General features: G+C 65.0%; 14 protein-coding genes. 7 read left to right on the forward strand and 7 right to left on the reverse strand.

Annotated features, from left to right (window positions below):
• From DRF71_RS28215 to DRF71_RS22415, 7 genes are all read right to left on the reverse strand, one after another.
• The coding region (locus DRF71_RS28215) for a DUF6629 family protein (RefSeq protein WP_332872077.1) at positions 1-411 on the reverse strand (411 nt) is incomplete at its 3' end.
• 16 nt (positions 412-427) lie between these two features.
• Complete coding sequence (gene arcC, locus DRF71_RS22390; protein WP_456300094.1) at positions 428-1,363, reverse strand: carbamate kinase; 936 nt, start codon at positions 1,361-1,363, stop codon at positions 428-430.
• The gene (gene argF, locus DRF71_RS22395; protein ID WP_112312793.1) at positions 1,341-2,342 is read right to left on the reverse strand and encodes an ornithine carbamoyltransferase; all 1,002 of its coding nucleotides are present in this window, start codon (positions 2,340-2,342) and stop codon (positions 1,341-1,343) included. The genes arcC and argF overlap by 23 nt, the downstream gene beginning before the upstream one ends.
• Before the next feature lie 18 nt (positions 2,343-2,360).
• Complete coding sequence (locus tag DRF71_RS22400) at positions 2,361-3,590, reverse strand: arginine deiminase (protein WP_112312794.1); 1,230 nt, start codon at positions 3,588-3,590, stop codon at positions 2,361-2,363.
• Between the two features lie 13 nt (positions 3,591-3,603).
• Entirely contained in the window at positions 3,604-5,040 is a 1,437-nt protein-coding gene (locus tag DRF71_RS22405) for a YfcC family protein (protein ID WP_112312796.1), read from the reverse strand.
• A 70-nt stretch (positions 5,041-5,110) separates the two neighbouring features.
• The gene (locus DRF71_RS22410) at positions 5,111-5,764 is read right to left on the reverse strand and encodes a methyltransferase family protein (protein WP_112312797.1); all 654 of its coding nucleotides are present in this window, start codon (positions 5,762-5,764) and stop codon (positions 5,111-5,113) included.
• On the reverse strand, positions 5,761-6,072 hold the full coding sequence (locus tag DRF71_RS22415) for a DUF2933 domain-containing protein (protein ID WP_112312799.1): 312 nt from the start codon (positions 6,070-6,072) through the stop codon (positions 5,761-5,763). Before DRF71_RS22415 ends, DRF71_RS22410 begins: the two co-directional genes overlap by 4 nt.
• 199 nt (positions 6,073-6,271) lie before the next feature.
• On the opposite strand from DRF71_RS22415, the gene DRF71_RS22420 reads away from it, so the two are divergent.
• The 7 genes from DRF71_RS22420 to DRF71_RS22445 all read left to right on the forward strand — a co-directional run bounded on the left by DRF71_RS22420 (position 6,272) and on the right by DRF71_RS22445 (position 12,593).
• Positions 6,272-6,646 carry a hypothetical protein gene (locus tag DRF71_RS22420; protein ID WP_112312801.1) on the forward strand — a complete coding sequence of 125 codons (375 nt, stop codon included), beginning with the start codon at positions 6,272-6,274 and terminating at the stop codon, positions 6,644-6,646.
• A 93-nt stretch (positions 6,647-6,739) separates the two neighbouring features.
• Positions 6,740-7,357, forward strand: a complete 618-nt coding sequence (locus tag DRF71_RS22425; protein WP_112312803.1) for an RNA polymerase sigma factor — start codon at positions 6,740-6,742, stop codon at positions 7,355-7,357.
• Positions 7,354-7,947 carry a sigma-70 family RNA polymerase sigma factor gene (locus tag DRF71_RS22430; RefSeq protein WP_112312805.1) on the forward strand — a complete coding sequence of 198 codons (594 nt, stop codon included), beginning with the start codon at positions 7,354-7,356 and terminating at the stop codon, positions 7,945-7,947. The genes DRF71_RS22425 and DRF71_RS22430 overlap by 4 nt, the downstream gene beginning before the upstream one ends.
• Before the next feature lie 89 nt (positions 7,948-8,036).
• Positions 8,037-8,243, forward strand: a complete 207-nt coding sequence (locus DRF71_RS27705) for a hypothetical protein (RefSeq protein WP_157971252.1) — start codon at positions 8,037-8,039, stop codon at positions 8,241-8,243.
• A 71-nt stretch (positions 8,244-8,314) separates the two neighbouring features.
• Positions 8,315-10,699 carry a heavy metal translocating P-type ATPase gene (locus DRF71_RS22435; RefSeq protein WP_112312806.1) on the forward strand — a complete coding sequence of 795 codons (2,385 nt, stop codon included), beginning with the start codon at positions 8,315-8,317 and terminating at the stop codon, positions 10,697-10,699.
• Positions 10,696-11,193, forward strand: coding sequence for a hypothetical protein (locus tag DRF71_RS22440; protein WP_112312808.1), 498 nt, complete (start codon positions 10,696-10,698; stop codon positions 11,191-11,193). The genes DRF71_RS22435 and DRF71_RS22440 overlap by 4 nt, the downstream gene beginning before the upstream one ends.
• Before the next feature lie 80 nt (positions 11,194-11,273).
• Complete coding sequence (locus tag DRF71_RS22445) at positions 11,274-12,593, forward strand: SAM-dependent methyltransferase (protein ID WP_112312810.1); 1,320 nt, start codon at positions 11,274-11,276, stop codon at positions 12,591-12,593.
• Positions 12,594-12,599 lie beyond the last annotated feature (6 nt).

Below are 12,599 nucleotides of genomic sequence, written 5' to 3' on the forward strand. Positions count from 1 at the left end.
GGCCAGCGAGTCGCGGTTGACCGTTACCACCAGCCAGTCCGTTCCAAAGCCGTGGGGAGTGTAGAGCAGCAATCCCAGCACCAATCCGACCCCGGTCATGGCCAGGAACCAGGGCCGGCGGTGGCTGTCCGGCGGCTCCAGCACCCAGACCGAAAAGGGGATCCAGAAGGGCCACATGAACCAGGTGAAGAAGATGAAGCTCATTGCGCCCCAGACCATCGTGGCATGGTCGCCTCCGTTGACGCCGACCCAGACGAACCCTTCGCTGAACTGCTGGATGCCGGCGAACAGCGGCATCAGGCCGATGGGGAGGTAGCGCCAGTTGCTGCGTGCGGCCTTGACGATGATTGCGGTTCCGCCCGCCGTCAGAAGCGCACTGGCAGCAAAGCTGACCGTTGCCGAGAGACACATTGCGCTGTCCTTTCCCCTAAGCCGAGATCACGGTTCCAGCCGCCCCGTTCAGTATGGCGGCAGCATTTTCCATCCGGCCGATGCCGGCCAGTCGCCCGCCCGAAGCGACAAAATTCGTCCCGGCCGTCACCTTCGGTCCCATCGACCCGGCAGGCAGCACAAGGTGCCCGGCCTCGACGGCGGACAGGCGCGCAATGCGGCGCGCGGCTGGGGTGCCGAACCCTTCCATCACCCCGTCCACATCCGTCAGCATGAGAAGCGCGTCGGCCTTGATCGAGGTTGCCAGCAGAGCGCTGGCGTAGTCCTTGTCGATCACCGCCTCGACGCCCGCCAGGCTGCCATCGGCGCGCCGCACCACCGGGATGCCGCCGCCGCCGGCACAGATCACCACCACGCCCTGCGCCAAAAGCAGGCGGATCACCCGCAGGTCGGGGATCTCGACCGGCTTCGGCGAGGGCACGACGCGGCGCCAGGACGGGCCATCCGGGGCGATCGTCCAGCCCCGCTGCGCGGCAAGCGTCCTTGCCTCGGCCTCGGCATAGACCGGACCCACCGGCTTTGTCGGGTGCCGGAAGGCGGGATCGGCAGGATCGACCACCACCTGCGTCAGCAGCGTCGCGACCGGGCGGTCGTGGCTCAGCGCATTCTCCAGCTCCTGCTCGATCAAATAGCCGATCATGCCTTCGGTGCCCGCCCCCAGCATGTCCAGCGGGTCGGGCGCCTCGGGTCGGAAGGCAGCACCCTGCAAGGCCAGCAATCCGACCTGCGGGCCGTTGCCGTGGGTGATGACCAGATCATGCCCCGCCCGCACCAGCCCGGCCAATGCCAGCGCCGCGCGCGCCGCATTGGCACGCTGCACCACGGCCGTCATCGGCTCGCCCCGCCGCAGCAGCGCGTTGCCGCCAAGGGCTGCGACCACCAGCACCCGGTCAGCCCCCCAGCGTGGCGACAAGCACCGCCTTGATCGTGTGCAGCCGGTTCTCGGCCTGGTCGAACACGATCGAGGCCGCGCTCTCGAACACCTCGTCGCTGACCTCCATCTCGGTCAGGCCGAACTTTTCCGCGATCTCGCGGCCCACCGCCGTTTCGGTGTTGTGGAAGGCGGGCAGGCAATGCATGAACCGCGCCCTGGGATTGCCGGTGCGCGCCATCATCGCAGCGTCAATCCGCCATGGCGTCAGAAGTTTTATCCGCTCGGCCCATTTCGCCTCGGCCTCGCCCATCGACACCCAGACATCGGTGTAAAGGAAATCCGCGCCCTTGACCGCTTCGTCGGGATCCTTGGTCACGGTGATCCGCGCGCTGGTCTCTTTCGCAATCGCAAGAGCCTCGTCGATCACCGGCTTTTTCGGCCAGCAGGCCTTAGGCCCGCCAAGCCGCACATCCATCCCCATCTTCGCCCCGCCGATCAGCAGGCTTTCGCCGACGTTGTTGCCCGCATCGCCAAGGAAGGCGAAAGCGATCTTGCGCAACGGCTTTTCGGCATGTTCCTGCATGGTCAGGAAATCGGCCAGCACCTGGGTCGGGTGAAACTGGTCGGTCAGCCCGTTGTAGACCGGCACACCGGCGTAGCGGGCCAGTTCCTCGACGATCTCCTGGCCGAAGCCGCGATACTCGATGGCGTCGTAGACCCTGCCCAGAACGCGCGCGGTGTCCTTCACGCTTTCCTTGTGGCCGATATGGCTGCCGGACGGCCCGAGGTAGGTGACATGCGCGCCCTGATCATGCGCGGCGACCTCGAAGCCGACGCGGGTGCGGGTGCTGTCCTTCTCGAAGATCAGGGCGATTTCGCGCCCCCGGAGCATCTGCTGTTCGGTCCCGGCATATTTCGCGGCCTTCAGGTCAGCCGAGAGTTTCAAAAGAAAGCCGATTTCCGCCGGGGTATAGTCCCGCAGCGTCAGGAAATGGCGGTTGCGCAGGTTGAAGCTCATGGTTCTTTCCTTTTCAGGTCACGCCGGGTCTCGGATCGTCGGGCAGGTCATGCAATGCCCGCCGCCGCGACCCCGGCCCAGTTCTGCTCCCGGCATTTCGCGCACGTCGATGCCTTCGGAGCGCAGCATGGCGTTGGTGTCGTCGTTGCGGTCGTAGCCGACAATCACGCCCGGCCGCAGCGCCACCACGTTGTTGCCGTCGTTCCATTGCTCGCGCGCACGCTCGGCCTGGTCACTGCCGCCGGTGGGCACGATCCTCAGTTTCTTGAAGCCGATGATTTCCGCGACAACCTCGAAGATCGGACGGCGGTCCTCGCTGACGCGGAACGGCTTGTCCGGCCCGCCTGGGCGCAGGTCGAAGCAGGTGATGCCGTCGGCGACTTCCTTGAAGGTCGTCACCACATCGCCGCCGCAGAAGGTAAACACGGTGTCGAGATGCATCGCCGAGCGGGTGCGCGGCAGTCGGCAGGCGACGACGCGCGACGCCACGCCCTGGTCGAACAGGGCTTGCGCGAACAGCCCGATGCCTTGCGCCGAGGACCGCTCGCCCATGCCGACCAGAACGGTATCCTTGCCCACCGGCATGATGTCGCCGCCTTCAAGGCTGGCCGAGCCGAAGTCGCGCGCCGGATCGCCGAAAAGTTCGCGCACCTTGCCGGCGAACTTCGGATGGTGGCGGTAGATCGCGGTGGTGAGCAGCGTCTCGGGTTTGCGCGCCGCCCAGAACATCGGGTTCAGCGATACCCCGCCGTGGACGAAGGCGCTGTTGTCGCGGGTGAAGATCATGTTCGGCAGCGGCGGCAGGATGAACCCGGACTTGCCGAGCCAGGCCCCGAACAGCCCTTCCGGCACGAAGGGCAGATCGCCCACCGTCAGCCCGCCGATCAGCCAGCGCGCCAGATCGGCACCGGGCAGCGTCTCCATCCACAGGCGCAGCGGCTCCACCATGCCCGCGCCTACAGTGGTCAGCGTGACGCGGTGGTCGAGCACGAAGGCCCGGCCCGCCGGGATGTCCAGCGCCTCGGCCAGAAGATCGTTGGCGTCCAGCACCTCGATCCCTTCCGCGCGCATCAGGTCGGTAAAGACGGCATGGTCCTTGATCGCCTGCTTGACCCAGAAAACGTCGTCGAACAGCAGCTCGTCGCAGTTTTCCGGCGTCAGGCGGCGATGCGCGAGGCCGGGGCGGCAGACGATCACCTGGCGCAGGCGGCCGGATTCGGAATGGACACCGATGGAGGGTTGGGACATGGGCTTTCTCCGTTCAGAGCAGGGTGGCGACGCCGAGGGCGGCCATGATGAAGATCGTCAGGATCAGCAGAAGCGGCCAGACGAAGGCCAGCCAGCGTTCGTAGGGCACCCGCGCGATGGCCAGCCCGCCGATCACCACGGCGAAGGTCGGGTTGATCAGGTTCACCAGCCCGTTGGCCGACTGGTAGGCGGTGACGGCCAGCGACCGGTCCACCCCGGCAAAGTCCGACAGCGGCGCAAGGATCGGCATCGACAGCACCGCAAGGCCCGACGAGGACGGGACGAAGAAGCTCATCCCGACCTGGATCCAGTAAAGAAGCGTGATGAAAGCCAGTTCCGACAGGCCCGCCACCGCGTTGGCGGCGGCGTTCAGGATGGTGTCGGCGATCAGCCCCTGTTCCATGACGACCACGATGCCGCGCGCCAGCCCGATCACTAGCGCTACGCCCAGAAGGTCGCGCGCGCCATCGATAAAGGCCCCGGTCAGCCGCTTCTCACCCAGCCGACCGACCAGCCCCGCGACGATGGCGGCGGCGATGAACAGCGAGCCCATCTGTGCCATCCACCAGCCCTGCGTGGACACACCCCAGATCAGCGCCGCAAAGGTCAGTGCGAAGACGATTAGGACAACCGACTGTGTGGCGGTCAACGTGGCGTCAACGCCATTCGCCGACCCGGCAAAGGCGGCCCGATGGTCTGCCGCAAGGTCCGCCACGCGCGACTGCGACGGGTCGCGGCGCACGCGGGCGGCATATCGCATGACATAGGTGATTGCGATTGCTAGGCCTCCCAACAGGATCACCAGCCGCAGCGGAAGCCCGTCGGTGAAGGCGACGCCCGCAGCATTCGAGGCGATGACCGTCGCGAAAGGGTTGATGGTCGAGCCGAGTGTGCCGATCCCCGCACCCAACAGAATGATCGCCGCTCCCGTCACCGCATCATAACCTGCCGCGATCATCACCGGCACCAGAAGCCCGTAGAAGGCCAACGTCTCTTCGGCCATGCCGTAGGTCGTGCCGCCGAGGGCAAAGAGGCTCATGAGGATCGGGATCATCCAAATCTCGCGCCCCTTCAGCTTGGCCATCGCACGGCGGATGCCGGTGTCGATGGCACCGGTGGCGTTGACGACCCCCAGAAAACCGCCGAGCAGAATCACGAACAGCGCCACGTCGATGGCATTCGCGGCATAGCTGTCGGGGTCATAAAACCCCGCAACCGGCGCCATCAGGACGTCTAGGATGCCCTGCGGGTTGGCTTCGACCGTCTTGTAGGTGCCTGCGACCGCGATCTCGCGGCCGACCGCCTCGTTCTCGACCCGGTCGAAACGACCGGCGGGTATGATCCAGGTCAGGCCCGCAACCAGCACAATCAACGCGAAGAGGATCGTGTAGGCGGTCGGGAAGCGGGGGGCAAAGCGAGCTGTTCCCGGATCGGTGTTGACGTCGCTCATGCGGTGTTCCTTTCTGACGGGTTGGGGTGCTGATCGATAACCACCACCCGAATGCGGGAAGTGGTGCCGATCAGGTCGTTGCGCTGTCGGTACGGCCCATGGGCAGATAGGCGGGCACCCGACGTGCCCAGGCGTCATATTCAGCGCCAAACCGCGCGCGGGCCTCGGCCTCCTCGCTGCGGGACAGGCGGAGGTACATCCAGATCAATACGGGATACATCGCCAGCGTCAGGATCGTAGGCCATTGCAACAGAAACCCGGTCAGGATTAGCACAAAGCCCACATACTGCGGATGCCGGATCCGCGCGTAAGGCCCGGTCGTCGCCAGCCGCCCGGCGCGCTGCGCTGCGTAAAGCACCGGCCATGCCACCGAGAGCAGCCAGAACCCCGCCCCGATCAACACGAAACTGAGCAAGTGAAATGGTCCGAAATGCGGATTGGCTTTCCAGCCGAACAGCATTTCGGGCAGATGCCCGGCATCATGCGAGAACCAATCGGTGCCCGGAAAGGAAGATTGCAGCCAGCCGGACAAAAGGTAGATGGTCAGGGGAAAGCCGTACATCTCAGCGAACAGCGCCACCAGGAAGGCGCTGAAGGCACTGAAACTGCGCCAGTCGCGCGGAGTCTGCGGCTTGGTAAAGCTTAGGGCGAAGATGATGAAAACCGCCGCGTTGACGAAAGCGAGCAACCAGAGACCATAAGCAGGCGCGGTTTCGGGTGTCATGACTGTTTTCCTCTCTCGTCCTCGACCCTGGTCGCCGCAGATGGCCCGGATGCAACGTTCTTGTCGGATCTGCCGTGGTTGCCGTGTCCTCCACCATGCCCATGGCCGCCGTGCATCAGCGAGTGCAGCCCGAGGCAGGCAAAGAGCGGCAAGATCACAAGAATGCTGCGGAACGGGATGTGAACCCGGTGCTCGTAGACGAGAAGAAGCGCGCTTATGAGGGCAAATCCGATCAGCGCCATTCCCCAGCGCGTCCTGAACCAGGCGCCAGAGGCTTGGTTTCCAAAAGAATGATGGTGCTCGTTCATGGTCGTCCTCCGATGACATGGGCCTCGGCCCCGCACTGAGAAATAGACGCTTGAGCGGTATCGCCATTACACCCAATCACCGCACTCATTGCAGCAGAACGCCGAAGAGCGCAGTGCGGTGCTGTCGGCAGTGGTGCCGACCCGGTCTCCATTGATCTAAGTCAACGTGTGTTTCGTCCAATTGCTACAGGTTGGCCGTATGGATGGAATTTGGCAGTCGGAAATGGGTTCATGGTCGCGCGCGCTCCGCGCCGTCCTGACGGCCTTTGTGATGGCGCTAACTGTCCTGTCTCTCCTGACCGCTTCCCTTGCCGCAGATGCCGTTCCCCGATCCGAACCGCCGATTGCCACCTCCACTCATTCAGCAGCGACACAACAGGATGACTGCAGTCTGCCGACTGAAAACTATCATTGCCAGCTCCCGACCGTGGTGGTCGCTGAGAACGTATTCGACGCGAAACACCCGATCTGGGTCATCAGCATCCAGTGGGTGTTCGAAGGACAATCGGACCGCACGCAGCACCGACCGAACGATCCGCTCCGACCGCCGAGCGCAGTTTCCGACTTCGCCTGACACCAGAACTTCCGTAGGCAATTGCCGTCCTCAGCCGTCGGCGCGTCTTTTCGGGGGTTCTCTTCCCCCGATTGACAGCGAACGGAAAACGCCATGCGCCACACTGACCTTTCCCGGAAGGGACCGCCGCCCTCAAGTGCGGTCGAACCTGATCCGCGCACAAGGCTCGCCACAGGGCAAAAGGCTTATCTGAGCTACTTGCGCCGAAGGATCGCTGACCCGAGTGCCGCGGAAGACGTGTTGCAGGATTTCAACCTGAAAGTCATCTGCGCCACGAACCGGACGAAACCCATCCGCGACACCGATGCTTGGCTGGCCCGCATCCTGCGCAACAGCTTGTTCGACCATTACCGTCGCCGTGACGCGCGTCGGAGGGCGGAAAGGGCCTATTGCGATCATGTCATACTTCTCTCGGCCCCGGTCGAGGACGCGGCAGAGGCTCCACCTTCCAGCGAAGACTTTGCCGCAGTGGAAACAGCACTAGAGAGCCTTCGCCCCGATTACGCCGAACTGATCCGTGCACTGTATCTTCGCGGCGTGCCGCGCGACGCGTTCGCACTGGAAATTGGTGTAGAGGTTGGCACACTGAATGTCCGCACCCTGCGGGCCAGACGGGCGCTGCGCGCCTGCCTGGACCATCAGGCCGAAGCGTCTGGGGAGTACAATCGCGCCTCGAACGGCACAGGAAACGCAATGGAGACCGTGAGATGAGCCGAAAAGCCGTCGAGGCTGTCCTTCTGGAAGACCAGCGCCGGTTTCTGGGCTTCCTGGTCAGCCGCTTGCGCAACGTCGATGACGCGATGGACGTGATGCAGGATTTCGCCGCCAGGGCGATCGCGCGGGCTGATGACCTGCGCGACATTGCCAGCCTGCGCGGCTGGCTCAGTCGGCTTCTGGCCACCACACTTGCCGATCACCAGCGAAAATCTTCGCGCCGACGGCAGCGGGAAATGTCCGCCGAAGTCGAGTCCGAGACGCTGGACATCTTGGCTGAACCCGATGCCGAAATCGACGCCGCGATCTGCGAATGCATCGCCGACATGATCCGCCACATGCCGCGGGGACAGGCCGAACTCATAAGGCGGATCGACCTTCAGGAAGAAGGGCGGACGGCGGTTGCCGTTTCGCTCGGCATTTCCTTGGGCACGCTCGCCGTGCGCCTGCATCGGGCCCGGGCCAGATTGCGGGACCTGCTGATGCAGATGTGCCTGACCTGCCCGGATCACGGGTTTCTTGATTGCGGCTGCGCCCGAGCCCGGAAGCGGGCCGTCGAAACTTCGCCGGCTCTCGCCAAGGTGTAATGTTTGCAGCCTTGATACGTCCATATCTTGGCAACGGCGACCACAGGTCGGCTTTGTCGGAACCTTGAGCAAATCGACAGGAGAAGACGATGAACACGCATGAAACCAACGTTCTGGCCGAGACCGAGGCAGGCGGCTGCTGTGGCGGCGGATCGCAGCAGGCGAAACACCACGAGCACGGGCACGGCCGTGCGCAACGCGACCAGGCAACCAGCGAAACTTCGCAAACGGTGGAAGCCTCGCCAACTGCCGCGGTTCAAAAGCCGGTCGGCAAGTCGGGCTGCTGTTGTTCCTGAATGAATTACCGTGCGGCGCGCCGGGTTGCCGGGACGCGCCGCACGAAACTGCTTGACCGGGAAAATTGACCATGACGACGACCGCATCACTCGATTTCAACGCCACGTTCGACCGCCTCGGACATCTCGGCATCGAAAAGCAACTTCGCGCCCAGCCGGGTGTCACCTCGGTGGCCGCCAATCCGGCAGGTCCGTCGGTGACCGTGACCTTCGACGAAGGCAAGACCAGCATCGAGACGTTGCGCAAGGTCGTCGAGGACTGCGGCTTTCACTGCGAGGGTGAGGCCCTGCCGCGGCACGTGTGTTCCGCCCACGACGGCCATGCCGCAGCCATGGCGGACCATTCAGGCCATGGCACGGGACATGGCAAGGGGGCTGACAGCCCCGCCCCGGCCACCCCCTCCGGCCACGATGCAATGGCCCACGAGATGGGTCATGGTTCAGGCGACATGCAGTCGATGGTGCGCGACATGCGCAACCGGTTCTGGGTCGCCCTGATCTTCACCATTCCGATCTTCGTCTGGTCGCCGATGGGCGGCATGTTCACGCCGCCGGCGCCGCCGTTCGGGTTGCGGCTTGACCAGTGGCTGTTCATTCTGGCGACAGCCGCCGTGATCTGGCCGGTCTGGCCTTTTGTCGTCGCAGCTGTGCGAGCGCTGCGCAACGGCGTGCTGAACATGGCGGTGCTGGTGATCCTGTCGGTTGGAACCGGCTACGCTTTCAGCGTCGGCTCGACCTTCTTTTTCCCCGGCGTGCAATTCTACGAGGCGGTCGCGGTCCTTCTGGTGTTCATCCTTCTTGGCCACTGGCTCGAGATGCGCGCCCGGGCCGGTGCTTCAGAGGCGATCCGCGCCCTGATGGACCTTGCGCCGCCGATGGCGACCGTCATCCGCGATGGGCGCGAGGTCGAGGTGCCCACCGCCGAGGTGCAGAAGGGCGAAACCGTGGTGATCCGTCCGGGGAACAAGATTCCTGTCGACGGCGAGGTTACCGAAGGCACGTCGCTGGTCGACGAATCCATGCTGACCGGTGAGTCCATGCCGGTGCAGAAGACCGTCGGTAGCACAGTGATCGGCGCCACGATCAACAAGTCGGGAACCTTCCGCTACACCGCCACCAAGGTCGGTGCCGACACGGCGCTCGCGCAGATCGTCAAGCTGGTCCAGGAGGCGCAGAACTCCAAGGCGCCGGCGCAGCTGCTGGCCGACCGGGCATCGCAATGGCTGGTGCTGGTCGCCATCGTCATCGGCGTCGCGACCTTTGCGGTCTGGTATGGCTGGATCGGGGCGGAGCTTCTGTTCGCGCTGACGCTGACGATCACCGTCTTCGTCATCGCTTGCCCTGACGCACTGGGGCTGGCAACCCCGATGGCCGTGATGGTGGGAACCGGGCTTGGCGCGATGAACGGCATCCTGTTCAAGAACGCGAGCGCGCTCGAGGATGCGACGAAACTCGATGTCATCGTCTTCGACAAGACCGGCACGCTCACCATGGGACAGCCGAAGGTGGTTGATGTCGTCGCCGCCGAGGGTGTCAGCCCCGACGAGGTGCTTGCCGCCGCCGCCGCCGTGGACAAGGGCTCGGATCACCCGCTGGCGGTCGCCATCGTCGAGCGCGCCGCCAACCTGACCCTGGGCAAGATGTCCGGGTTCGAGACGCTGGATGGCCGGGGGGCCAGCGCTACTGTCGCGGACAGTCGGGTTCTGGTCGGCAACCGCCGCCTGATGGATGAGGAAAAGGTGCCGCTCGGTGCCCTGTCCGAACGGGCGGAGGCGCTCAAGGGCGCGGGCCGGACCGTCGTGCACGTCGCCAGGGACGGTGCTGTCCTGGGGCTGATCGCGATCGCCGATGCGCTGCGTCCGACCGCGAAGGAAACCGTGACCCGGCTGCGCGAACGCGGCGTCCAGGTGGCGATGCTGACCGGCGACAACGCAGGGACCGCCGCGCGCATCGCCGGGGAACTCGGGATCGACATCGTGCTCGCCGACGTGCTGCCGGGTCAGAAGGCCGACAAGGTCAAGGAGCTTCAGGCCCAGGGCAAGAAGGTCGGCATGGTCGGCGACGGGGTGAACGACGCTCCGGCGCTGACCCAGGCCGACGTGGGCTTTGCCATCGGCGCGGGCACCGACGTGGCGATGGAAAGCGCCGACGTGGTGCTGATGAGAAGCGACCCGCATGATGTGCTGGGGGCGATAGTGCTGTCGAGGGCGACCCTGCGCAAGATGCACCAGAACCTGTTCTGGGCAGTGGCCTACAACGTGGTCGCCTTTCCGGTCGCGGCGGGGGTGTTCTTTCCCTACACGATCAGTCCCGAGGTCGCCGCCCTGGCGATGTCGGGAAGCTCTGCCCTGGTCGCCGTGAACGCCCTGCTTCTGAAACGGACGCGGCTAGAGGGCGTGACCCGCCGTTCTCCGGCCAAGGCTGCCGCGCCGCAGGCGCTGGAAGTGGCGTCATGAAACCCGACGGGACCGCCTTGTCGCGCCGGACGGCACTCGTCCTGCCGTTGGCGGCGGTCGCATCGGCGGCCTTCTCCGCGGTCGCGCGCGGGCAAGACGGTGTGAATGCCGACACGATGACCGTCGCCGGCGTCCTGGCCTATCTCGGCGTGATGCCTGCAGCCATCGTGCAAGGCCATCCAAAGTCCCACACCGAGGGCGCGATGCACGGCGGCGCGCCCGATGGGCAAGATCAGTATCATCTGGTGCTTGCCCTGTTCGACGCCGCGTCTGGCGCCCGGATCGAAACAGCGCAGGTTTCGGTTAATGTCATGGGTCTTGGTCATATCGGTGGAACCTTGCTTAACCTTGAACCGATGAAGATTGCAGATACGGTGACTTGGGGTGCTTTCGTAAAGCTTGCTGACCGCACTCCCTATCAGCTCTCTTTCAAAGTCGTTCTTCCAGGCCGGGCAAAGGCCGTTCCTTTTCCTTTCACCTACACGCATTCGTGAGGATAGCGCTTCGCGCCTGCAATCCTTTCGGCGCTCGCGCGTCTGTTGATTGCAACCTGACCATGATGGATCCACAGCAAATGCCGCAGCAGAGTTCATTCGAGAGTGAAGTTGAGATTGCGCCACGCGCGCAAAGGAGCCGGAGGGGATCGGTCGTCGGCGGCGCTTCGGCGCTGGTTGCCGCGATCCTGCGGCGGATCGTCCGGCGCGGATCGCTGGAATGGACCGAGGCGGGTGGCCGGACCTACCGCTTCGGCACCGGCGGCGCGCCCGATGTGGCGGTTCGGCTGCTTGACCGCGACCTGCCCTTGCGCCTGCTGACCCAGCCGAGCCTTGCGCTTGGCGAAGCCTGGATGGACGGCCGGCTGGTGCTGCAACGGGGGACGCTGCGCGAGCTTCTGGACCTGCTGACCTCGGGCGGGCCGGAGGCGCTCGACTCGCTGCCCGGAAATGGTCTGAGGGCGATGGCCGACCGGCTTCTGTCGCGGCGCCGGCACCGCAATCCGTGGGCGCGCGCGCGGTCCAACGTGGCGCATCACTATGACCTGTCCGACGATCTCTACGATCTCTTTCTCGACCGCGAGCGGCAGTATTCCTGCGCCTATTTCGAACGTGGTGACGAGACCCTGGACGAGGCACAGGCGGCAAAGATGCATCGCATCGCTGCCAAGCTGGTGCTGGACCGTCCCGGCCTCTCGGTTCTCGACATCGGTTCGGGCTGGGGCGGGCTGGCGCGGTCGGTGGCGCGCGATAGCACCGCGAATGTCACCGGCATCACCCTGTCGCGGGAACAGCTGGCCTACGCCACCGCGCGGACCGAAGCCGAGGGTCTGGCCGGACGTGTCCGCTTTCACCTGCGCGACTACCGCGACGAGCGTGACCGCTACGACCGGATCGTGTCGGTCGGTATGTTCGAACATGTGGGGCCATCGGACTACGACAACTACTTCTCGGCGATGGCCCACGCGCTGAAACCGGACGGCGTGGCGCTCCTGCACTCCATCGGCATCATGGGTCCTGAGGGCGGCAGCGATCCCTGGATCCGCAAGTACATCTTTCCCGGCGGCTATTGCCCCACGCTGTCGCAGGCCATCGCCGCGGCCGAGCGCGCGGGGCTCTGGGTGACGGATGTGGAAGTCCTGCGCCTCCATTGCGCGGAAACGCTGCGTCACTGGCACGAGCGGTTCGCCGCCCGCCGCGACGCAGCGCGCGCGCTTTATGACGAACGGTTCTGCCGGATGCGGGAGTTCTATCTCGCGGCCTGCGAGGCGGGATTCCGCAACGGTCGGACCATGGTGTTCCAGTTGCAGCTTGCCCACCGGCGCGATGCCGTGCCGCTGACACGGGCCTACATCGACGGCGCGAGCCCGGCTCAAGGCCGCGATACGAATTTTGCTTGAAACAAG

Source organism: Pseudogemmobacter bohemicus (assembly GCF_003290025.1).
GTDB classification, from domain to species: domain Bacteria; phylum Pseudomonadota; class Alphaproteobacteria; order Rhodobacterales; family Rhodobacteraceae; genus Pseudogemmobacter; species Pseudogemmobacter bohemicus.

What these genes read in the sequence shown, in the direction of transcription:
- DRF71_RS22435 (WP_112312806.1), top strand. Translation starts at nt 8,315, where the DNA reads ATGACGACGACCGCATCACTCGATTTCAACGCCACGTTCGACCGCCTC.
- DRF71_RS22430 (WP_112312805.1), top strand. Translation starts at nt 7,354, where the DNA reads ATGAGCCGAAAAGCCGTCGAGGCTGTCCTTCTGGAAGACCAGCGCCGG.
- DRF71_RS22445 (WP_112312810.1), top strand. Translation starts at nt 11,274, where the DNA reads ATGCCGCAGCAGAGTTCATTCGAGAGTGAAGTTGAGATTGCGCCACGC.
- DRF71_RS27705 (WP_157971252.1), top strand. Translation starts at nt 8,037, where the DNA reads ATGAACACGCATGAAACCAACGTTCTGGCCGAGACCGAGGCAGGCGGC.
- DRF71_RS22405 (WP_112312796.1), bottom strand. Translation starts at nt 5,040, where the DNA reads ATGAGCGACGTCAACACCGATCCGGGAACAGCTCGCTTTGCCCCCCGC.
- DRF71_RS22415 (WP_112312799.1), bottom strand. Translation starts at nt 6,072, where the DNA reads ATGAACGAGCACCATCATTCTTTTGGAAACCAAGCCTCTGGCGCCTGG.
- DRF71_RS22440 (WP_112312808.1), top strand. Translation starts at nt 10,696, where the DNA reads ATGAAACCCGACGGGACCGCCTTGTCGCGCCGGACGGCACTCGTCCTG.
- DRF71_RS22410 (WP_112312797.1), bottom strand. Translation starts at nt 5,764, where the DNA reads ATGACACCCGAAACCGCGCCTGCTTATGGTCTCTGGTTGCTCGCTTTC.
- DRF71_RS22425 (WP_112312803.1), top strand. Translation starts at nt 6,740, where the DNA reads ATGCGCCACACTGACCTTTCCCGGAAGGGACCGCCGCCCTCAAGTGCG.
- DRF71_RS22420 (WP_112312801.1), top strand. Translation starts at nt 6,272, where the DNA reads ATGGATGGAATTTGGCAGTCGGAAATGGGTTCATGGTCGCGCGCGCTC.
- argF (WP_112312793.1), bottom strand. Translation starts at nt 2,342, where the DNA reads ATGAGCTTCAACCTGCGCAACCGCCATTTCCTGACGCTGCGGGACTAT.
- DRF71_RS22400 (WP_112312794.1), bottom strand. Translation starts at nt 3,590, where the DNA reads ATGTCCCAACCCTCCATCGGTGTCCATTCCGAATCCGGCCGCCTGCGC.